The following is a 20,392-nucleotide window of genomic DNA, read 5'->3' on the forward strand; positions in this document are numbered from 1 at the left end:
TCAGGCCACCGGCGGCAGGGGATCGTGCGCGTCCTGCCATTCCGTCCGCCGCTTCAGCCACGGATTTACGAACAGGGCCGGCAATTTGAGGAATAGCAGTTCGGAGTGGATGAAAGTGTCGATTCCCCGCTCCCACCATTTGGGATCACGCTTGCCGTTTGCCCTGAGCCAGCCGTCATAGGGTGCCCAGTGGCTCGGCTCGTCCTTCTCGATGATCTGGAATATCCTGATGAGCGTCTTGTCCGGCCTTACCAACGGATGCCTGAGCAAGATCTCGACCTGTTTGTAACCGCGCTGCTCGGTGAGCGATATGACGCGGCAGAGCTTCTCGAACTGCGCGTCTTCGGCGATGATGCGATTGGTATCGAGTTCGTCGATCGAGCGGCGGAACATAATCTCGACAAAGCGGTCGATATGCCCGCAGGTACGGTCGACGCTGAGCGGCATCTTGCCCTGAAGCTCGAACCACCGCTTGAACATCACATAATGTTTGCGCTCGTCGGCGCGGTGCTTCTCGATAGCGACGATCAGATGCGTATTGTCCGGCTCGCGCGCTTTCACGGCCTCCAGAACGCGATCGATGCTCGTATAGCCACGATGCTCGTTATAGATGTAGATCGAGCCCAGAAGATCGAGATACCGGCGACGAAAGGCGGCTAGCATGGCGGGAGGCTGCGCCTTTGCCCCCATATAGTCAATTGAGGTGGCGTTTCAGGAACTTCGTGCTGTCGGCCAGCACCGGCCCCTTGCGGCGAAACGGCACGGACAGCGCCATCACTACCTGCTCATGGGTTAGGCCCGAATAGTTTTTCAGGTCGGATGGTGCACCCAGCGCGCGAAGCCGCGCGTCGAGGTTGATCGCGTTTTTTGGCCGAACGGTGTCGTCGGCGGTGGAAGTAACCAACAGCAGTGGCGGTGCGTCCCTGCGCGCGAAGTGCAGCGGCTGGGTCATCTGCGGATCCGCCGCGCCCCGCATCGCGTCGATCGCCCGCCTGGAGGTAAAGGGGAAGAAATCATAGGGGCCGGAAAGCCCCACGCCCGCCTTGATGATCGCGGGGTCCACCCCCTCGGCTGCCAGCCAACGCGTATCGAGCGCCAGCATCGCGACCGTGTACGCACCCGCCGAATGCCCCATCAGGGCGATCTTCGCGGGGTCGCCGCCAAACTCGGCGGCATGGTCGCGCGTCCATTTGACCGCCTCGGCACCGTCCTGGAGGAATGCGGGGAAGCGCACCGCCGGCACCTTGCGATAATCCGGCACCACGACGACGAAGCCCTCGCGCGCCAATGCACGCGCGGCGAAGCTATATGCCCGCCGGTCGCCCTTCACCCAGCCGCCGCCGTAAAAGAAGATGGCCACCGGCCGCCCGGATGCGGCAGCACCTGCCGGACGCCACACGTCCAGCCTCTGCCCTTGCGTGCCGAACGGGATCGAGCTTCCGGTGCGAAGCGCACCCGAACCGCCGCCCATCACACCATCCAGGAACGACAGCAAAGCGGGCGCAGAGGTGAAAGCGATCATGATGCCGAGCCCCAGGACGATCGCCAGCGCGAGGAGCCCGGCCTTGCGCCACATCAGACTGTATAGTTCGCCGTCGTCTTGCTCGCCAGTTCCTCATGGGTGACGCCGGGTGCCAGCTCGATCAGCTTGAAGGGGCTGTCGTGATCGGGACGCTGGAACACGGCCAGATCGGTGATGATCATGTCCACGACATTCTTGCCGGTCAGCGGCAGGCTGCATGCTGGCACGAACTTCGGATCACCGTTCTTCGAGTTATGCTCCATCACCACGATGATCTTCTTCACGCCCGCGACGAGATCCATCGCGCCGCCCATGCCCTTGATCATCTTGCCCGGGATCATCCAGTTGGCGATGTCGCCGGTCTCACTCACCTCCATCGCGCCGAGCACGGTCAGGTCGATATGCCCGCCGCGGATCATCGCAAAGCTCTGCTCTGAGCCGAAATAGACCGATTGCGGCAACTCGCTGATCGTCTGCTTGCCCGCGTTGATCAGATCGGGATCGACTTCGTCGTCATAGGGGAAGGGCCCAATGCCGAGCATCCCGTTCTCCGACTGGAGAGTTACCTCCACGCCTTCGGGGATATGGTTCGCCACCAGCGTGGGGATGCCGATGCCAAGGTTGACGTAGAAGCCGTCCTGCAGCTCGCGTGCGGCGCGCGCCGCCATTTCGTCGCGGGTCCAGGCCATTTACTTCTTCTCCTCGGCCGGATCGGCCCATTGCTTGTCCTTGGGAAACACATCGTCGAGTCCGCCGTGCAGCGCGGATCCGTAAACCGGGTTCGGCAGCAGGAACCAGCCAGCGCCCCAGAGCGTGGCGAGCAGGCTCTCGCTCGTCATGTTGCGCCGCATGCTGACGCTATATTCGCCGGTGTTGAACAGGTCGCTGAAATCGCCGAGCTGGTCGCCCACCATCGCGACGACGCAATAGGTCTCCGATATCTTCCAGCGCCGTTCGTCCTTGCCGCTGGGCGCGCCTTCGTCGCGCAGCCAGAGCGTGTCGCCCAGCACCGCTGACCCCAGCCCCGCGCCTTCGATAGCGGCCGCAGTCTGCGCCGCGCTTGAGGTCGCGCGGTTCGAATTGAAGATCACCGTGATCCCCTCGCCGCGTATCGCCGCCAGCGTTTCCGCCGCCCCGGGGACCGCCACCACCTTGTCTGCGCCCGTCTGTTCCCAGCGCGACCATTTGGCCGGATCATAGGCGCTCGGCCGCGCCGCGGCGTCGGCTTCGAACCCCAGGTTGAGCAAGGCGGTTTCATCGACGTCGAGCACGACCGCCAGCTTGCGCTTGCCGCACGGATCGAATTTGGGCGAGGTCAGGGTCGCATCGCGCGACAGCACCACCGAGTTGATCTGGCTCTTGTCGCGCCGATAGCCGATCTCGAGCTTCACGAAATTCCACAGCGCGCGATAGGCCTGGATACTGATCGCCGCAGCCTCGCCAGAGCCATAGAGATACTGCATCTCGGGCGGCACGACGACGGGCTTGGGCGCGGTCTGCGCGGGGCCGTTCGGCGCAGGCAGCGCCTTGAGATCGGTGACGACGGCGGTGCCGTTACCCGTATCGATGACTTGGCCTGGCTTGGATGACTTTTGCGTGTTGCGGGACTTGCGCTTCTTGCTGTCCTGGCCGCCGATTGCCGTCTTGCCGATCCCCGCTGCGGCGACGACCGGGATCGCAGCGACAACGCAGCCGGACAGAAGCACCGACCCGGCCATGAGCGCAGCAATGGCGGGACGCATGCTCACGCCGGCGCCCGCTCGCGCACCGTGCGGAACTCGATCTTCTTGTCATACGGCGCGCCGATAATCATCCGCTTCACATAGATGCCGGGCAGATGGATGCTATCGGAATCCAGGCTGCCCACCGGCACGATTTCCTCGACTTCGGCAACGCAGATCCGCCCCGCAGTCGCCATCGGCTGGTTGAAGTTGCGCGCGGTCTTGCGGAAGATGAGGTTGCCCGCCTCGTCCGCCTTCCAGCCCTTGATGATCGATAGATCGCTGCGGATGCCGCGTTCGAGGATGTAATCCTGCCCGTCGAAATTCTTGACCTCCTTGCCCTCGGCCACCTGCGTGCCGACGCCGGTCTTGGTATAGAAGCCGGGGATCCCCGCGCCGCCCGCGCGGCACCGCTCGGCGAGCGTTCCCTGCGGGCAGAACTCGACCTCAAGCTCGCCTGCCAGATACTGCCGCTCAAACTCCTTGTTCTCGCCGACATAGGAGGAGATCATCTTCTTGACCTGGCGCGAACGCAGCAGCTTGCCCAGCCCTTCGCCGTCGATGCCGGCATTGTTCGACGCGATGGTCAGGTCCTTCACGCCGGATGCCTGGATCGCGTCGATCAGCCGCTCGGGAATGCCGCACAGGCCAAAGCCGCCCGCGCAGATGGTCATGCCGTCGAACAGCAGCCCTTCCAGCGCTGCTTCTGCGTTGGGGTAGAGCTTTTTCATGGGCGCGATTCTCTCCGTGGCTTGGCCGCGCGATAGTCCCGCAGCTGCGCCACGGTCAACCTGAACCAGTTTTCAACTTGTGGAGGCCATTCCGCGTAGATTGACGACTCCGCGTGGCATATCCACAGTCCGCACTATGATCCGTATCGCTCTTTTCGTGCTGGCACTGGCCGGTGCTTCGCCCGCTGCGGGGCAGTCCATCGTATGGCCGCGCGACCCCGGGTCGGGCCAGCCCGCCATGGTGCAGCCGGTGCCCCGCCAGCCGCTGACTGCACTCATCACGCCCGACGATTACCCCGACGCTGCATTCCGGGCGAACGAAGAGGGCGACGTAGGTATCCGACTGCTCGTTTCCGCCAAGGGCAAGGCAAGCGACTGCACCGTCCTGCGATCGAGCGGTTCGCGGATACTGGACGCTTGGACTTGTGGCCTGCTGACGCGCCGCACAAGGTTCACGCCGGCTCTCGATGCCGAGGGGAAACCGACCCACGCCGTGTTCGATTACATCGTCGCCTGGAAAATCACCGACGAGGTTCGCCGCGCTAGGCAATAGCCGGACTTGGAGCGAAGCCGCTACCGGGCTAGGACGACGGCCATGACCGCTACACGCACCGGGGGCAGGATCCTCGTCGACAATCTGGTCGCACAGGGCTGCGACCGCATCTTTCACGTGCCGGGCGAGAGCTTCCTCGCCGTGCTCGACGCATTGCATGATGTGCCGCAGATCGACGTGGTGACCTGCCGGCAGGAAGGCGGGGTCGGCTTCATGGCCTGCGCGGACGGGGCGATGACAGGGCGGCCGGGTGTGGCCTTTGTCACGCGCGGGCCAGGCGCGACCAATGCCAGCATCGGCGTGCACGTCGCGATGCAGGACAGTCAGCCGATGATCCTGTTCATCGGCGATGTCGATCGCGGGATGCGGGATCGCGAAGGCTTCCAGGAAGTCGATTTCCCGGCGTTTTTCGGACCGATCTGCAAATGGGCGACGCGGATCGAGGATGCGCGGCGGATTCCCGAATATGTGGCGCGGGCCTACGCGACTGCGATGAACGGGCGGCCGGGTCCAGTGGTGATCGCCCTTCCCGAGGATATGCTGTGCGATGTGGTCGAGGCGCTGGACCGGCCACGCATCGATCGCATTCTTCAGGATAGTGACATCGTCAAGGACCTCGAAGCCCGCGACCTGTTGGAGAATGCTTCCGCCCCCATTGCAATCATCGGCGGGGCATATTGGGACGACGCAGCGCTTGCGGACGTCGGCGCCTTCGCCACCGAGTTCGGATTACCGCTGGCAGCCGCTTTCAGGCGGCAGGACGCCGTGCCGAATGACTGTCCGGTCTACGCGGGCAATCTCGGCTATGGTCCCAATCCGAAGCTGGTGGCCCGCGTCAAGGCAGCCGATGTGGTACTGGTGCTCGGTGCCCGGCTCGGCGAGGCGACGACGGACGGCTATACGCTGATCACGCCCGACCACCCCGGCCAAACACTGATCCACGTCCATCCCGATCCCAACGAGCTCAACCGCGTCTATCGAACGGACGTGGCGATCTGCGCCGATCCCGGCCAGTTCGCAAAGATGATGACGGTGCCGACCAGCGATGTCGAACAGCGCCCGGACGGTGCCGAAGCCCATGCCGAATGGCTCGAATGGTCGACACCGAAGCCTCGCGAAGGCGTCGCGCTCGATCTCGGCCAGTGCGTGGCGGCGATGCGCGATCGGATGCCCGACGCGATCATCTGCAACGGCGCAGGCAACTTCTCCTCCTGGTGGCACCGCTACTGGCATTATGCCGCCCAGCCCTCGCAACTCGCGCCCACGGCCGGAGCGATGGGCTATGGCGTGCCCGCCGCAGTGGCCGCCAAGCTGCGCGCGCCGGACCGCCCGGTCGTGGCGCTGGCGGGCGATGGCGACTTCATGATGAACGGCCAGGAACTCGCCACCGCGATCCAGCACCAAGCCGACATCCTCGTGCTCGTCATCGACAATGGCGCCTATGGCACGATCCGGATGCACCAGGAGCGCGAATATCCGCGCCGCCTGTCAGGCACGACGCTGCACAATCCGGACTTCGCGGCGCTGGCGCGGGCCTATGGCTGCTGGGCGGAGACGGTGGAGACAACCGATGGCTTCGCACCCGCGCTCGACCGCGCGCTGGCAGCGCCGGGCGTTCGGCTGCTGCACCTCAAGACCGATGTGGAGTTCCTGACGCCGGGGCTGACGATCACCAGCGTTCGGGGCGGCTGAGCGGCTAGCGCCAGCCCGCTTCGGCGCGGAGCGTGTCGGCGGCCCATTTCTCCGACATGCCGACCATCCGGGCATAGGCCCGGACGAAGCCGATCGCATAGACCGCGCCGACGAACGTATCGAAGCGCGAATTCTCGATCGCGGTTAGGTAGCGCAGGCTGATCCGGGTCGTTGCTGCGACATCCTCGAGCGTCAGCCGCTTGGCCTCGCGCGCGCGCTTCAGCGTGGGGCCGAGCCTGCTGAGATCGACCTGCGCGATTTCATCCTGCCCGAACGGCAGCACGGCATCTTCGGAATAAGCAAGCTGGGCGTGGTACATACGTCCCCCCGGACTGAGTCGGCGTGTCAGCGGTGTCCGAGGCTTCCGCCCCTTGAGTCAAACCCGCTGCGGCGTCGCGGTGGAGTCGTGCGGCCAGTGGAAGAAAAAGCCGCTTCGCCAAAGCGAAACGGCCCTTTCCTGCCTATCCGGCGCAAGCTTTCATTAGCTATACCGGGGTCAGATATCGTCGCCCAGCGCCCCCTTCACCTTGCCCATAAATTGCTCGCCCTTGCCCTTCAATTCCTGGGCCTTGCCCTCGGCGGCGAGCCGGTCGTCGGCCCGGGTGCGCTGCGGATCGTCCGCGTCGCCCGCCATCGCCTGCTTGGCCTTGCCGACCATCTCGTTGATGTTGCCCTTGATCTTGTCGGTCAGTTCACCCATGATTTCAGCCTCCTGGCACGGTACCGGCGCAGGGGCGCGCCGGCTCATTTCCACCGTGGTCCAACGGTTCTGACGCAGTGGGGGTTCCCGATGCTGCCCGACCGGATTGCCGAGCATTATGAACGCCATGCGCATGCGTTCGATGCGGCGCGCCGCCGCAACTTTGTCGAGCGCGACTGGCTGAACCGCTTCCTGCTCGCGGTGCGCAAGGACGGGCACATCCTCGATCTGGGCTGCGGCGCGGGCGAGCCGGTGGGTCGCTACATGATCGACAAGGGCTATCACCTGACCGGCGTGGACGTGTCCGCCAAGATGATCGCCCTTTCGCGCACGCGCTTTCCACGCCAGATCTGGCTGCACACCGATATGCGCAGGGCCGTGATGAGCCGCAATTTCGACGGCATCTTGGCGTGGGACAGCCTGTTCCACTTCGACCATGACGATCAGGCCGCGATGCTCACCCGGATGGCGGGCTGGCTGGAGCCGGGCGGCGCGATACTGTTCAACACCGGACCCGCACGCGGCGAGGCGATCGGCCACCAATTCGGCGAAGACATCTATCACGCCAGCCTGGCGCCGTTCGAATATCGCGCGCTGTTCGACGAACTGGGGCTGATGGAAATCGACTTCGTGCCCGACGACCCGCATGTCGGCGGGCGCAGCGTATGGTTCGTGCGCAAGGGGCACTGAACGCGCGGAAGGTTACACAAAAGTGACACCAAGAACGCGGTTTTGCGGACACGGATGCAACCGGGGGCACGCGCTGGAGGTGCGCCGGCTTCGCGCGTAGAATCGCGCGCGAACATGGCTTCGCGCGCGGCATAGACAAGGTCCGGACAGGTCAAAGAGCGGCGATGCCGAGGCACTCGCGAAGGGCGAGCCAAGCAGGCGAAATCCTACATTGCAAGGGGGAAGAGGGCTGGGCGGGGTCTATGGGACAGCCGCTACGCGATAGCTGCGGTCGTCGCGCCCCGCGACAAAGCCGACTATGGGTGGGAGGCCGACATTCCCCATGTTCACACCCGCCATCCCGGACTTGTTCCGGGATCCACCTGGCGGCAGGCGATGGACAAGAGGCTCCAGCCTAAACAACCATTTCTCCGTGGACCCCGGAACAAGTCCGGGGTGACGAAGATTCAAGATCCGCGACTGTGTCGAGCAGAGAGCCAGCCTTCTCCCCCGTAACCCCGGGCTTGCCCCGGGGTCCCGCTATCTCTGACGCGTATGGCTTGCGCATGATGCACGAGCCGAGTCAGCCGCACCGCGCAGTGCTGACGATATTCGAGGAAGAAGCGGGACCCCGGGTCGAGCTCGGGGTGACGGGACTTGCTCCGGGATCCACCTGGCGGCACGCGATGGACACGAGGCTCCTGAGTGCGCACCCATGGCTTGGTGGACCCCGGAACAAGTTCGGGGTGACGAAGATTTCGCATCGCGGGGCGATTGGCCTAGAGGCGCGGGATGATTGTTCGGAATGAGGCGGTGGCGCCGGAGGTGCCAAAGGCGGCGCGGGGGAAGCTGCGGCGGTGGTGGGATATGTGGGTGGTCGGCGGCGTCGATCATGATGATGTGCTACGCCAGATCGCGGAGGATTCGGGATGGTCGGGCCGCTACGCGTTCCTGATCGTCGTCTCGGTCGCGATCTCGCTTCTGGGGCTATTGATGCCTTCGGTAGCGGTACTGATCGGGGCGATGCTGCTGTCGCCGCTGATGATGCCGATCATCGGGCTGGGCTTTGGCATTGCGACGCTCGACACGCGCGAGATGCGGCGATCGGCGACGGCGCTGATCGCGGGCTCGCTGATCGCCATCCTGCTGTCGGTCGTGTTCGTATGGCTGTCCCCCATCCAGACGATCACGAGCGAGATCGCCGGCCGGACGCGCCCGACGCTGTTCGATCTGCTGGTGGCGCTGCTCTCCGCCGTTGCGGGCGCCTATGCGCTGATCCGGGGGCGTGGCGGCACGGTGGTGGGCGTGGCGATCGCAATCGCATTGATGCCGCCGCTCGCCGTTGTCGGCTTCGGGATCGCGACGTGGAACTGGGCGGTGTTTTCGGGATCGCTGCTGCTGTTCCTGACCAACGCGATCACGATCACGCTGACCGCCGCGCTCGTCGCGCGGGTCTATGGCTTTGGCAGCCATCTTTCGTCCCAGCATACGAGGTGGCAGCTTGCGCTGTTCGTGGCGGCGCTCGGCCTGCTCTCGATCCCGCTGGGCGCGGGGCTTCGGCAGATCGCGTTCGAGGCGGTCGCGCAGCGCCAGATCGGCGAGGTCATTCGCGCGGGTTTTCCCGAAGGATCGCGGCTTGGCGCGCTGGACGTGGATTACGATGCCGATCCGATCACCATCCGGGCGGCGGTGCTGACGCCCCGGATCGAACCCGGCGCGGATGCCAGGCTTTCCGCCGCGCTTCGCCAGCGGCTGGGCAGCCCGGTGGACCTGCATGTCGATCAACTGCGGACGTCGCAGGACCCGGGCACCGAAGCCACCCAGATTTCGCGGGCGATCACGGTCAAGAGCGCGACGGCGGGCCAAAGCCGCGAACGCGCCACCGCCGATCTGGCGCTGATCGCCGGGGTCAAGCCGGCGGAGGTGCATGCCGGCGATGACGGGCACTCGCTTGCCGCCACCGCCGCGCCGCTCGCGGAGCTGGGGCTGGACGGCTATCGCGAGCTTGAGGCGAGAGCCGTGCGCGCGCTTCCCGAATGGCGCGTCACGCTGACGCCGCCGGACGCAGTTGCGCCGCCGGGGATCGCGATCAGCGAGGGCGTGGTGGATGGCAGGGCGCTCGATGCAGCCGCCTGGGGTTCGGCGCGGCTGAACCGGGGGCTGAGGGTGGACGGCGGCACGCGCGCCCAGCGCGAGGCGATTGCCCAGGGCATCGTCAGCCGCGGCGGCACCGCCGAGCCGGGAGCCCCGGGCGGGGCCGCTCGGCTGGAATGGCAGGCCGAAGCCGCCCCACGCGCGCCCGAATGATCGCCCCTACCCCGCCGCGACGGCGCGTTTGCAGAGGGTGACGACGGCGATGTAGCGCCCAATCTTTTCCTGGCCCCAGACGAAGGGGTTGGGCGAGCCGGGCTGCACCTGCGCGGCCTTTGCGCTGAAATCGGGGCCGTTATGGCTGGACCACAGGATCGATGGGCGGGAGGCTTTTGCGGCTGCGAAGAAGGTTTCGACGGTGGCGAGGCTGTAGTCGGCGTTTTGGGGCTGGCCGCCGCCCCATTGCATCACGGTCTCCTGCCGGCCGTTCACGGTGACATTGTAGAGCAGGCCGGAGGTTCCGGGGGTGTGGCCGGGCGTCTTGACGAGGTGGATCGTGGTGCCGCCGAGCTTCAGGCGGAGCGTGTCTGCATAGCTGATATCGCCCTTTTGCCAGACGGGCTTGGGGGCGGGATCGAGGCTTCCATCGGGCATGTAGAAGGGCGCGCGCGAATAGGCCCAGTCATCGGCGGACATGGCCGCGCGGATGGCGGGATTGAGCGAGCGGAGATAGGTCAGGCCGCCGTGATGATCGCCATGCGCGTGGGTGAGGACGACATATTTGATGTCGCGCACGTGCAGCCCCTCACGCGCCATTCCGGCGACGAGCAGATGCTCGGCATTGGCCGCGGTCATCAGCGTGTCGATCAGGATCAGCCCGGCGGAGGTGCGAATGACCGTCGCGCCGACCTGGCTCGTGCCGAAATGATAGACATTGTCGAAGACGCGATTGGGCGCGTGGAGAAGCGGCTGCGGGCGAGGCGGCCGGGGCGCGGGGGCGGCGGCACCTTCGGCTGCGGGGCGGTTCGGCACGCGCGGCGGGGGCTGCTTGCGGCACATCAAAGCCAGCTCGGCGGTCAGATCCTGTCCCGCGGCGATGGCGGCTTCCGCGACCAGGCGCTTTGCGGCATCGGAGTACAGGCCGTCGCCAACGGCGGGCGCGGGCGGTTCGGCCGGAGACTGGGGCGGAGCCTGCTGTGCGAGAAGCGGCTGCAACGCCAGTGGAAATGCCAGAATTGCCGCGACACCGGCCGACCAGGAATTCACGCGCCCCTCCCCCTATGAGCTTTCCGATTTTGTTCACCGCACCCCTAGGAAGCCGCCCCTTTTCGTCAAGCTCGCAGGCAGCCGGAGGGCATGTTTCCGAGGGTGTCGAGAACGCGGGAAGGTCAGTCGAAGGCTGGCCCAGTATTGCCTGCCAATGGCGAAAACTCTCTTGCGCCCGCTCCGGACTCCTGATGAACTGGGCGTACCAAGAGCGAATGGCGGATATTGCGCAAAACGGTCCGCGCACTAATCATTCAGTTCGCTGTGTATCGAGCGTTTGAAAGGCCAGACCATAATCAGGAGTCGCCGGGTGAATAGTCGGTTACCGGGAAACTCTGCGTCGCAGCCTTTCGGAGTATCTTCCCCGATCCGTCCGGAGCGCAATGCCCTAGAATATTCAGGTATTCTGGCCAGCATCCACGGAAACTAGTTCAATCTTCTCAACATGGTGCCGCAGATCAGCACAGATCGCGCATGGCGCATAAGGAACGTCTCGATGCGAAGCCTGTTATTGTCGATCGCCCTGCTGATCATGCCAGGCATGGCTTCGGCGCAATCGCACTTCACCCGTATCAATCCGCCAGGGCCGCATGCGGTGGGGCTGCGCGTTGTCGAGCAATATGACAAGAGCCGCGGCTATCGTGGCGCCACCGATCCCTTCACGGGCAAGCCGACCGAGGGGGAGCGGGCGCGACCGGTGCAGACGCTGATCTGGTACCCCGCCGACAAGGCAACGGGCCGGGCGACCAGCGCCGGCGACTATATGCGCCTGGGCGGGACATCGGACAGCTTTCCGGCCCAAGCCGCAGAGCGGGCGCGGCTGGAGGCCCGCTATGTCCAGAGCCGGACGGGCACCCTGCCCCCGGACCGGGCCAAGGCCGAGCTATCGGCGCCGATGCTGGCCAAGCGCGATGCGACGGCAAGCTCCGGCAAGTTCCCGGTCATCATCTACGCGCCGAGCTATCGAGCCCCAGCGTTCGAAAACGCCGATCTCGCCGAGTTTCTGGCAAGCCAGGGCTATATCGTCATTGCAAGCCCCAGCACCGGCCAATCCATGGAGGGCATGAACGACGACCTGGAAGGCGTCCAAACCCAGATGGGCGATATCCAGTTTCTGATCGGCTTCGCGCACCTTCTGCCGAATGCCGACACGGAGCGCCTTGCGGTGATCGGCTATAGCTGGGGAGGCCTGGCGAACGTCATGGCGGCGGCGAAGGACTCGCGGATTGATGCGCTGGTTTCGCTCGACGGCTCGGTGCGAAGCTATCCCGACGTTATCGAGCAATCCCGCTTCCTGACGCCCGATCGGATCACCGTTCCGATGCTCTATGTCGCGGCGACCCCGAGGCATCTGGAAGACCTTCCCTCGGATATGAATGCGGAGCGCAGCTTCCTCAACAAGATGAAATATGCCGATCTCTACCGGGTGACGCTCGCCCCCTATGTCCATTCCAACTTCTCGGTCATGGGCCAGCGCTTTCTGCCCGATGGTGCTTATGGCGACTATGACAAGGATGAGCTTTCCGTCGCCAATGCCTGGCTCGAAACCTATGTCCGGCGCTTTCTGGACGGCTATCTGAAGGATGACGCGGCGGCCCGGGCGTTTCTTGAGCTGCCCGCCTCCCAGACCGAGGCGCCCGCGCATCTGTTCACCCTCTATCGGACCAAAGCGCAGGGCGCCCCGCCCTCCCGCGCCGCCTTCGCAGCCGAACTGGCGCGGCGCGGCTTTCAACAAGCGTCCGCGATCTATGGAGCCTGGCGCAAGCGCGATCCCGGCTTCGCGCTATCGGAGCGCGACCTGAATAGCTGGGGCTATGCATTGCTGGGAGACGGCGAAGTCGAAGGCGCGGTCGCGATCCTTCGCCTTGCCGCAGAACTCCACCCAGATAGCTGGAACGCGTTCGATAGCCTGGGGGAAGCCTATGCGAGGGCGGGGATGAAAGCCCCGGCGATCGAAGCCTATCGAAAGTCGCTTTCGCTGAACCCCGCCAATCGCGGCGCGATCGATCAGCTCGCGCGGCTCGGCGTCAAGCCCTAGCTTCATCGCGCCGCAAATCCCCGGGGGCGGATGCGCCCCCCTTAGATCAACCCCGCCAGTGGGCTGCTGGGATCGGCGTACATGCGCTTGCCCATGCGGCCGGCGAGATAGCCCATGCGGCCTGCTTCGACGGCGGACTTCATCGCGGCGGCCATGAGGATGGGGTCCTTCGCCTCGGCGATGGCGGTGTTCATCAGCACGCCGTCACAGCCAAGCTCCATCGCCACGGCGGCGTCGCTGGCCGAGCCGACGCCGGCATCGACGAGCACGGGGACCTTGGCGCCTTCGACGATCAGGCGGATGGTGACGCGATTCTGGATGCCTAGGCCCGAACCGATCGGCGCGCCGAGCGGCATGATCGCGACGGCGCCGGCATCTTCCAGCCGCTTGGCCGCGATCGGATCATCGACGCAATAGACCATCGGCTTGAAGCCTTCGTTGGCGAGAATCTCGGTCGCGCGGAGCGTCTCGACCATGTCGGGATACAGGGTGCGCGCCTCGCCCAGCACTTCGAGCTTCACCAGATCCCAGCCGCCCGCCTCGCGCGCCAGGCGCAGCGTGCGGATCGCCGACTCGGCATCGAAGCAGCCGGCGGTGTTGGGCAGATAGGTGATCTTCTTGGGATCGATATAATCGGTGAGCATCGGCGCGTTGGGATCGCTGACATTCACGCGGCGCACCGCGACGGTGACGATCTCGGCGCCGCTGGCCGCGACGGCGGCGGCGTTCTGCTCGAAATCCTTATATTTGCCGGTGCCGACGATCAGGCGCGAGCGGAAGGTCTTGCCCGCCACCGTCCAGCTATCGTCCGCCCGCGGCCCGGAATGATCGCCGCCGCCGACGAAATGGACGATCTCCAGCTCGTCGCCATCCTCTACCAGCACGGAATCGAGCGTGGAGCGCGGGACCACTTCGAGGTTGCGCTCCACCGCCAGCTTGGCTGGCACCAGCCCCAGTTCCTCGGCGAGCCCGGCGATGGTCAGCCCGGCGCGGACGCGCTTATGCTGGCCATTGACGGTGATCGAGACGGTGCCGTCGGTGTGCATATCGTTCCTTAAGCGATTTGATCGGGGGACGCGGCTCATATAGGGAGGGCCCCGCACGGCCCGCAACCGTAAGTCTGGGCCGCAACCGAAAGGCTTGGCGTTGGCCGATACGATTTTCGTCCTGAACGGCCCCAACCTCAATCTGCTGGGAACGCGCGAGCCCGAAATCTATGGCTCGGACACGCTGGACGATATCGCCGGCCAGCTTGAGGATCGCGGGCGCGAACTGGGGCTGACGATCGACATGCGCCAGTCAAACCATGAAGGGCATCTGGTGGACTGGCTGCAGGAGGCGCAGGCGCGCGGGGCGAAGGCCGTGCTGCTCAATGCCGGGGCGTTCACGCATACCAGCCTTGCCGTGTACGATGCGATCAAATCGATCAAAACGCCCGTGATCGAAGTGCATCTTTCCAATCCGCTCACGCGTGAGGAATTCCGCCACGAAAGCTATGTGGGCCGCGCCGCGCGCGGAACCATCGCGGGCTTCGGGGCGCTTTCCTACATGCTTGCGCTTGAAGCCGCCGCGCGCATCTGACAGAGCGCGCGCTTTCATTCGGAAGAAGAGTCAAATGGCCGACAAGAACGACAAGCCGGGGGCGATGCACGTCGATATCGACCTTGTGCGCCAGCTCGCCGCTGTGCTGGACGATACCAACCTGACCGAAATCGAAGTCGAGGACGGTGACCGCAAGGTGCGCGTCGCACGCACCGTGCACGCAGCCCCGCAGGTGATGCAGGCGCCGGCCTATGCCGCTGCCCCCGCCCCTGCCGCCGCAGCACCTGCCGCCGCCGCGCCCGCAGCCGAGGCTGCGCCTGCCGCTGCCCTCAATGCGGTCAAGTCGCCGATGGTCGGCACCGCCTATCTCGCCGCGAACCCCGAGGCGAAAAACTTCGTGAGCGTGGGCGACAAGGTCTCCGCCGGCGATACGCTGCTGATCATCGAGGCGATGAAGGTGATGAACCCGATCCACGCACCCGCCGCCGGCACGGTGAAGGCCGTGCTCGTCGAGAACGGCCAGCCGGTCGAGTTCGACCAGCCGCTCGTGGTCGTCGAGTAACGATGCCCGAGATCAAGAAGCTCCTGATCGCCAATCGCGGCGAGATCGCGCTGCGCATCCACCGCGCCTGCCACGAAATGGGCATCAAGACGGTGGCTGTGCACTCCACCGCCGATAGCGACGCGATGCATGTGCGGCTGGCCGACGAGGCGATCTGCATCGGGCCGCCCAGCGCCGCCGAAAGCTATCTCAACGTGCCCCGGATCATCGCCGCCGCCGAAATCTCCGGCGCGGACGCGATCCATCCGGGCTATGGCTTCCTTTCGGAGAATGCCCAGTTCGCCGAGATCGTCGAGGCGCACGGGATCATCTTTGTCGGGCCCAAGCCCGAGCATATCCGCACCATGGGCGACAAGATCGAGGCGAAGCGCACCGCGCGCGCGCTGGGCCTGCCGCTCGTCCCCGGTTCGGACGGCGCGATCAGCGACGTGGCCGAGGCGAAGGCGATCGCCGCCAAGGCCGGCTATCCGGTGATCATCAAGGCAGCGTCCGGCGGCGGCGGCCGCGGCATGAAGGTCTGCAACTCGGAAGACGAGCTGGAGACGCTGATGCAGCAGGCCGGCAGCGAGGCGAAGGCCGCGTTCGGCGACGCCACCGTCTATCTCGAAAAATATCTCGGCAATCCGCGCCACATCGAAATCCAGGTGTTCGGCGATGGCGAGGGCAATGCCATCCATCTGGGCGAGCGCGACTGCTCGCTCCAGCGCCGCCACCAGAAGGTGCTGGAAGAGGCCCCCTCCCCCGTGCTGGGTGCGGAAGATCGCGCGCGGATCGGCGGCATCTGTGCCAAGGCGATGGCCGATATGGGCTATCGCGGCGCGGGAACGATCGAATTCCTGTGGGAAGATGGCGAGTTCTACTTCATCGAGATGAACACCCGCCTGCAGGTGGAGCATCCGGTGACCGAGGCGATCACCGGGCTCGACCTGGTTCGCGAGCAGATCCGCGTGGCCGAGGGCCATGGCCTGACGCTGCGGCAGGAGGACGTGCAGTTCCGCGGGCACGCCATCGAATGCCGCATCAACGCGGAAGATCCGCGCACCTTCGCCCCCTCACCGGGTCTGGTGAAGGGCTATCACGCGCCGGGCGGCATGAACGTGCGCGTCGATAGCGGGCTCTACACCGGCTATAAGGTGCCTCCCTATTACGACAGCATGATCGCCAAGCTGATCGTCTATGGCACCAGCCGCCAGGGCGCGATCCGGCGTCTCCGCCGTGCGCTGGAAGAATTCGTGATCGACGGGATGAAGACCACGATCCCGCTGCATCAGGCGCTGATCGAGAACCCGGACTTCCAGAACGGCGACTATACGATCAAGTGGCTGGAGGAATGGCTGGCGCAGCAGGACGATTCGGCGAACTAGCCGTCACCCCGGCGCGAGCCGGGGCCTCCCGCCCGCTTACAACCCCGGCCATTCGGGGTGACGAGGATGCGAATGAAAGCGACGATCTGGCATAATCCGCGCTGCTCCAAGAGCCGCGAGACGCTGGCGATCCTGCAGGATGCGGGGGCCGAAATTGCAGTGGTCGAGTATCTCAAGACGCCGCCCAGCGCAGCGGAACTGGCGCGGCTGTTCGATCGCGCCGGGCTGACGGCGGCGCAGGTGCTGCGCAAGGCCGAACCGGGCGCGAAGCCGCTGGCGGATGCCGATGATGCGACGATCCTGGCGGCGATGGCCGCCGACCCGATCCTGATCGAGCGGCCCTTGGTCGAGACCGAAAAGGGCGTGCGGCTGGGGCGGCCGCCGGAAGCGGTGCGCGAGATCCTCTAGGCGGCGTCGGCTTCCTCGCGCCCTCTCACGCGCTTCACCACATCTACGACCGCGAAGAAGACCAGCACGCCGATCGAGAGCATACGCTCCCACCAGTCGGCGTTCGGCGAGAACCATAGGCAGACGGCCAGGACCGCAAGCGCGAAATAGATGCCGTTTCCGCGAAGCTCCTCCGCCTTTTCCCGAGAAAATGGCTTGTGTGAAAAGCCGCTCGCGCGCCACCACAGCACCAGCTGGACGAATGCAAACCACAGGAAGATCAACGCCCAGAGCAGCACGGGAATTTCAAACCCGCTGAGCCATGGCTCCCCCGGCTCGTGCATATACCAGACATAACAACCATAGGCGGCTGCGGCGCCAAATCCGCCTATCACCCCCAGCCCCGTCGGTGGCCGCCACACCGGTGCTTCCGGCAGCGGCGCGCGACCGGCGGCCACGTCATAGGGCTGGCGGAGCGGAAAGGTGAGATTGACGACCATCGCAATGCCGGCGATGACGCCGATCACAAAGGCTGCGCCCCAATAGTCCTGCGAATAGAACCAGACCGGAACCGCGATTCCGATCAGAAAATAGCCAATCCAGACCCATGGATTGGCCCAGTGCCTGCGCCATTCCTCGATGAACTGCTCCACCTCATCGGCGTCGAACGAGTAGAGATGATCGCTTTGCAGCAAATAGCCGCCTTCGTGCGGCGTGAATTGCCTGCGAAACTGCCGTTCCAGGAAACCGGGTTTTGCCACAAGGCGACCCTATCAGACACCTAACCTGGGTAAAGCCCCTGCCGCGACCAGCTTTTTCTACGCCGTCATCTCCAGCGTGATATCCTGCTTCACGCCGTAAAGCTGGGTCGGGCGGCCATTATGGCATGCCACATCGGCGGTGAGCAGCATCCAGCGCACCGCGCCATCGGCGCCGCGAATCCTGGCCTCCATGGTGAAGCTGCCGCGCTCCTCGATGGCGCGGGCGCGCAATTGCTCCATCAGCATGCGCGAGTCGGGCTCGTACATCTCCACGATCGTGTCGCGATCGAGCGGGCTGGCCGGATCGAGCCCGAACAGCGCGAAGATCGGAGGCGACCAGGAGAGGCTGTCATCGGCGAGATCGCAGTGCCAGCGCCCGGCGCAGGCCGCCGGACGCATCGGCTCCGCAGACCGTGTAGCATGCCGCCATGTGCGGCTACCGAGTTCGACCTGGGGGATGATTGCGTGCATGGCCACACGCTTAGTCGAGCGGGGCTTACCCAATGATTACGCGCGGCAGCACAGCGGAGGGTGACGGCGCGCAATGCCATCGCTATGGGCTGCGCTCATGAGCGGAATCACCCCAGAGATCGTCGCCGAGCACGGCTTGTCCCCTGAGGAATATGAGCGCGTTTTGCACGCGATGGGGCGTGAGCCGAACCTGACCGAACTCGGCATCTTCTCGGTCATGTGGTCCGAGCATTGCAGCTACAAGAGCTCGCGAATCCATCTGAAGAAGCTGCCGACCGAAGGCCCGCAGGTGATTTGCGGCCCCGGCGAGAATGCCGGCGTGATCGATATCGGCGATGGCCAGGCGGCGATCTTCAAGATGGAGAGCCATAACCACCCGAGCTATATCGAGCCTTATCAGGGCGCGGCGACGGGCGTGGGCGGCATCCTGCGCGACGTGTTCACCATGGGCGCGCGTCCGGTCGCGAACCTGAACGCGCTGCGCTTTGGCCGTCCCGATCATCCCAAGATGCGCCATCTGATCGCGGGCGTGGTCCACGGCATTGGCGGCTATGGCAATTGCGTGGGCGTGCCGACCGTGGGCGGCGAAGTGAACTTCCACCCGGCCTATGACGGCAACATCCTGGTCAATGCGATGACCGTGGGCGTCGCCGATCAGGACAAGATCTTCTATTCCGCCGCTTCCGGCATCGGCAATCCGATCGTCTATGTCGGCTCCAAGACCGGCCGCGACGGTATTCACGGCGCGACGATGGCATCGGCCGACTTCGGCGAGGATTCGGAAGAGAAGCGCCCGACCGTGCAGGTGGGCGATCCGTTCACCGAGAAGCTGTTGATCGAGGCATGCCTGGAGCTCATGGCATCCGACGCGATCGTCGCGATTCAGGACATGGGCGCCGCGGGCCTCACCTCCTCCTCGGTCGAGATGGCCAGCAAGGGCGGCGTCGGCATCGAGCTGATCATGGACGATGTGCCGCAGCGCGAGACCGGCATGACGCCGTATGAGATGATGCTGTCGGAGAGCCAGGAGCGCATGCTCATAGTGCTCAAGCCCGGCCGCGAGGCATTTGCCGAGGCGATCTTCCGCAAGTGGGAGCTCGATTTCGCGGTGATCGGGCACGTTACCGACACCGGCCGCATGGTGCTGAAGTGGAAGGGCGACGTGGTTGCCGACATTCCGCTCGCGCCGCTGGCCGACGAAGCGCCGCTCTATGACCGGCCGCATGTCCCGACGCCGAAGCCCGCGCCGCTGACCAACGTGCCCGAAAGCACCGATATCGCGGCCGATCTGCTCAAGCTGATGGGTTCGCCCGACATCGCCAGCCGCCGCTGGATCTGGGAGCAATATGACCACATGGTGGGCGGTGACACCGTCCAGCGCCCGGGCGGCGACGCCGCGGTGGTCCGCGTCCACGGCACCGACAAAGGTCTGGCGATCACCACCGATTGCACCCCGCGTTACTGCTTCGCGGACCCGGTCGAGGGCGGCAAGCAGGCGATTGCCGAAGCCTGGCGCAATCTGAGCGCGGTCGGCGCGACGCCGCTGGCCGTGACCAACTGCCTCAACTTCGCCAATCCGCAGCGCCCCGAGATCATGGGCCAGATCGTCGGCTGCCTGGAAGGCATGTCGGAAGCGTGCCGCGCGCTCGACTTCCCGATCGTCTCGGGCAACGTCTCGCTCTATAACGAGAGCAAGGCGACCGGCGGCGGATCGGCGATCCTGCCCACCCCCGCGATCGGCGGCGTCGGGCTGCTCAAGGATTGGTCGAAGAGCTGCACCATCGCCTTCAAGGGCACCGGCGACATCATCATCGCGCTGGGCGAACGATCAGGCCATCTGGGCCAGTCGATCTGGCTGCGCGAAATCCACGGGCGCGAGGAAGGCCCTCCCCCGCCCGTCGACCTGATGGCGGAGCGGCGCGCGGGCGCGTTCGTGCGTTCGGCGATCCATAGCGGCTGCATCACCGCATGCCATGACGTCTCCGATGGCGGCCTCGCGGTGGCGCTGGCGGAAATGGCGCTGGCGTCGAACATTGGCGCGATCATCGATCAGCCCCAGCCCTTTGGCGTGGCGGGCAGCTTCTTTGGCGAGGATCAGGGCCTGTACGTGGTCACCGTGCGCGACGAATCGCTCGCCGATTTCCTCGTCGCGGCGGACAAGGCCGGGCTGGTCGCCGATCCGATCGGGCGCACGATCGCAAACCGGCTGATCTTCGAACTGGAAGAGGGCGATTATTGCGTCAGCATCGACGATCTGCGCACCGCGCATGAAGGCTTCTTCCCCGCGCTGATGGGCGAGGACGGCGCGCTCGCGTAATCCCG

General features: G+C 65.3%; 21 protein-coding genes. 10 read left to right on the forward strand and 11 right to left on the reverse strand.

Annotation, left to right across the window (positions count from 1 at the left end; genetic code table 11):
* The 5 genes from SSO01S_RS06395 to SSO01S_RS06415 are packed head-to-tail and all read right to left on the reverse strand — an operon-like array spanning position 1 to position 3,974.
* A complete protein-coding gene (locus tag SSO01S_RS06395; RefSeq protein WP_066796947.1) occupies positions 1 to 663 on the reverse strand; it encodes a hypothetical protein in 663 nt (220 codons plus the stop codon).
* A 31-nt stretch (positions 664 to 694) separates the two neighbouring features.
* Positions 695 to 1,576 (reverse strand): alpha/beta hydrolase, encoded by an 882-nt coding sequence (locus SSO01S_RS06400; protein ID WP_066796950.1) that lies wholly within the window; start codon positions 1,574 to 1,576, stop codon positions 695 to 697.
* On the reverse strand, positions 1,576 to 2,211 hold the full coding sequence (locus SSO01S_RS06405) for a CoA transferase subunit B (protein ID WP_066796953.1): 636 nt from the start codon (positions 2,209 to 2,211) through the stop codon (positions 1,576 to 1,578). The genes SSO01S_RS06400 and SSO01S_RS06405 overlap by 1 nt, the downstream gene beginning before the upstream one ends.
* Complete coding sequence (locus SSO01S_RS06410) at positions 2,212 to 3,264, reverse strand: HAD family acid phosphatase (protein WP_245646656.1); 1,053 nt, start codon at positions 3,262 to 3,264, stop codon at positions 2,212 to 2,214.
* A gap of 2 nt (positions 3,265 to 3,266) precedes the next feature.
* Positions 3,267 to 3,974: a CoA transferase subunit A gene (locus SSO01S_RS06415; protein WP_066796956.1), complete on the reverse strand. Its 708-nt coding sequence runs from the start codon at positions 3,972 to 3,974 to the stop codon at positions 3,267 to 3,269.
* Between the two features lie 136 nt (positions 3,975 to 4,110).
* Between SSO01S_RS06415 and SSO01S_RS06420 the strand changes: the two genes are divergently transcribed.
* Both SSO01S_RS06420 and SSO01S_RS06425 read left to right on the forward strand, forming a co-directional pair.
* On the forward strand, positions 4,111 to 4,527 hold the full coding sequence (locus SSO01S_RS06420) for an energy transducer TonB (protein WP_066796958.1): 417 nt from the start codon (positions 4,111 to 4,113) through the stop codon (positions 4,525 to 4,527).
* Positions 4,528 to 4,569: 42 nt separating this feature from the next.
* Positions 4,570 to 6,219 carry a thiamine pyrophosphate-binding protein gene (locus tag SSO01S_RS06425; RefSeq protein ID WP_066796960.1) on the forward strand — a complete coding sequence of 550 codons (1,650 nt, stop codon included), beginning with the start codon at positions 4,570 to 4,572 and terminating at the stop codon, positions 6,217 to 6,219.
* 4 nt (positions 6,220 to 6,223) lie between these two features.
* On the opposite strand, the gene SSO01S_RS06430 is transcribed toward SSO01S_RS06425, so the two are convergent.
* Positions 6,224 to 6,538, reverse strand: coding sequence for a helix-turn-helix domain-containing protein (locus SSO01S_RS06430; RefSeq protein WP_066796962.1), 315 nt, complete (start codon positions 6,536 to 6,538; stop codon positions 6,224 to 6,226).
* 177 nt (positions 6,539 to 6,715) lie between these two features.
* Entirely contained in the window at positions 6,716 to 6,919 is a 204-nt protein-coding gene (locus SSO01S_RS06435; protein ID WP_066796965.1) for a CsbD family protein, read from the reverse strand.
* 90 nt (positions 6,920 to 7,009) lie between these two features.
* Here SSO01S_RS06435 and SSO01S_RS06440 point away from each other — a divergent pair, with 90 nt between their 5' ends.
* Together SSO01S_RS06440 and SSO01S_RS06445 are read left to right on the forward strand one after the other, a co-directional pair.
* On the forward strand, positions 7,010 to 7,609 hold the full coding sequence (locus SSO01S_RS06440) for a class I SAM-dependent DNA methyltransferase (RefSeq protein WP_066796967.1): 600 nt from the start codon (positions 7,010 to 7,012) through the stop codon (positions 7,607 to 7,609).
* Between the two features lie 771 nt (positions 7,610 to 8,380).
* A complete protein-coding gene (locus SSO01S_RS06445; protein ID WP_245646631.1) occupies positions 8,381 to 9,895 on the forward strand; it encodes a DUF389 domain-containing protein in 1,515 nt (504 codons plus the stop codon).
* Between the two features lie 6 nt (positions 9,896 to 9,901).
* Here the strand turns inward: SSO01S_RS06445 and SSO01S_RS06450 are convergent, their stop codons facing one another.
* On the reverse strand, positions 9,902 to 10,945 hold the full coding sequence (locus SSO01S_RS06450) for an MBL fold metallo-hydrolase (protein WP_157073670.1): 1,044 nt from the start codon (positions 10,943 to 10,945) through the stop codon (positions 9,902 to 9,904).
* 496 nt (positions 10,946 to 11,441) lie between these two features.
* On the opposite strand from SSO01S_RS06450, the gene SSO01S_RS06455 reads away from it, so the two are divergent.
* Positions 11,442 to 12,983: a CocE/NonD family hydrolase gene (locus SSO01S_RS06455; protein ID WP_066797707.1), complete on the forward strand. Its 1,542-nt coding sequence runs from the start codon at positions 11,442 to 11,444 to the stop codon at positions 12,981 to 12,983.
* Positions 12,984 to 13,024: 41 nt separating this feature from the next.
* On the opposite strand, the gene thiS is transcribed toward SSO01S_RS06455, so the two are convergent.
* A complete protein-coding gene (thiS, locus tag SSO01S_RS06460; protein ID WP_083942887.1) occupies positions 13,025 to 14,029 on the reverse strand; it encodes a sulfur carrier protein ThiS in 1,005 nt (334 codons plus the stop codon).
* Between the two features lie 100 nt (positions 14,030 to 14,129).
* Here thiS and aroQ point away from each other — a divergent pair, with 100 nt between their 5' ends.
* The 4 genes from aroQ (at position 14,130) to arsC (ending at position 16,859) form a co-directional block, all read left to right on the forward strand.
* A complete protein-coding gene (aroQ, locus tag SSO01S_RS06465) occupies positions 14,130 to 14,564 on the forward strand; it encodes a type II 3-dehydroquinate dehydratase (protein WP_066796973.1) in 435 nt (144 codons plus the stop codon).
* A gap of 34 nt (positions 14,565 to 14,598) precedes the next feature.
* Positions 14,599 to 15,087, forward strand: a complete 489-nt coding sequence (gene accB / locus SSO01S_RS06470) for an acetyl-CoA carboxylase biotin carboxyl carrier protein (protein WP_066796975.1) — start codon at positions 14,599 to 14,601, stop codon at positions 15,085 to 15,087.
* A gap of 2 nt (positions 15,088 to 15,089) precedes the next feature.
* Positions 15,090 to 16,451, forward strand: coding sequence for an acetyl-CoA carboxylase biotin carboxylase subunit (accC, locus tag SSO01S_RS06475; RefSeq protein ID WP_066796976.1), 1,362 nt, complete (start codon positions 15,090 to 15,092; stop codon positions 16,449 to 16,451).
* A 72-nt stretch (positions 16,452 to 16,523) separates the two neighbouring features.
* Complete coding sequence (gene arsC, locus SSO01S_RS06480) at positions 16,524 to 16,859, forward strand: arsenate reductase (glutaredoxin) (RefSeq protein ID WP_066796977.1); 336 nt, start codon at positions 16,524 to 16,526, stop codon at positions 16,857 to 16,859.
* On the opposite strand, the gene SSO01S_RS06485 is transcribed toward arsC, so the two are convergent.
* Both SSO01S_RS06485 and SSO01S_RS06490 read right to left on the reverse strand, forming a co-directional pair.
* Positions 16,856 to 17,599, reverse strand: a complete 744-nt coding sequence (locus SSO01S_RS06485) for a hypothetical protein (protein WP_066796978.1) — start codon at positions 17,597 to 17,599, stop codon at positions 16,856 to 16,858. The genes arsC and SSO01S_RS06485 overlap by 4 nt on opposite strands.
* 57 nt (positions 17,600 to 17,656) lie before the next feature.
* A complete protein-coding gene (locus SSO01S_RS06490; RefSeq protein WP_157073671.1) occupies positions 17,657 to 18,070 on the reverse strand; it encodes a PAS domain-containing protein in 414 nt (137 codons plus the stop codon).
* A 97-nt stretch (positions 18,071 to 18,167) separates the two neighbouring features.
* Between SSO01S_RS06490 and purL the strand changes: the two genes are divergently transcribed.
* Positions 18,168 to 20,387, forward strand: coding sequence for a phosphoribosylformylglycinamidine synthase subunit PurL (gene purL, locus SSO01S_RS06495; RefSeq protein ID WP_066796984.1), 2,220 nt, complete (start codon positions 18,168 to 18,170; stop codon positions 20,385 to 20,387).
* Positions 20,388 to 20,392: the final 5 nt, after the last annotated feature.

Source organism: Sphingomonas soli NBRC 100801 (assembly GCF_001591025.1).
Classification (GTDB): Bacteria; Pseudomonadota; Alphaproteobacteria; order Sphingomonadales; family Sphingomonadaceae; genus Sphingomonas; species Sphingomonas soli.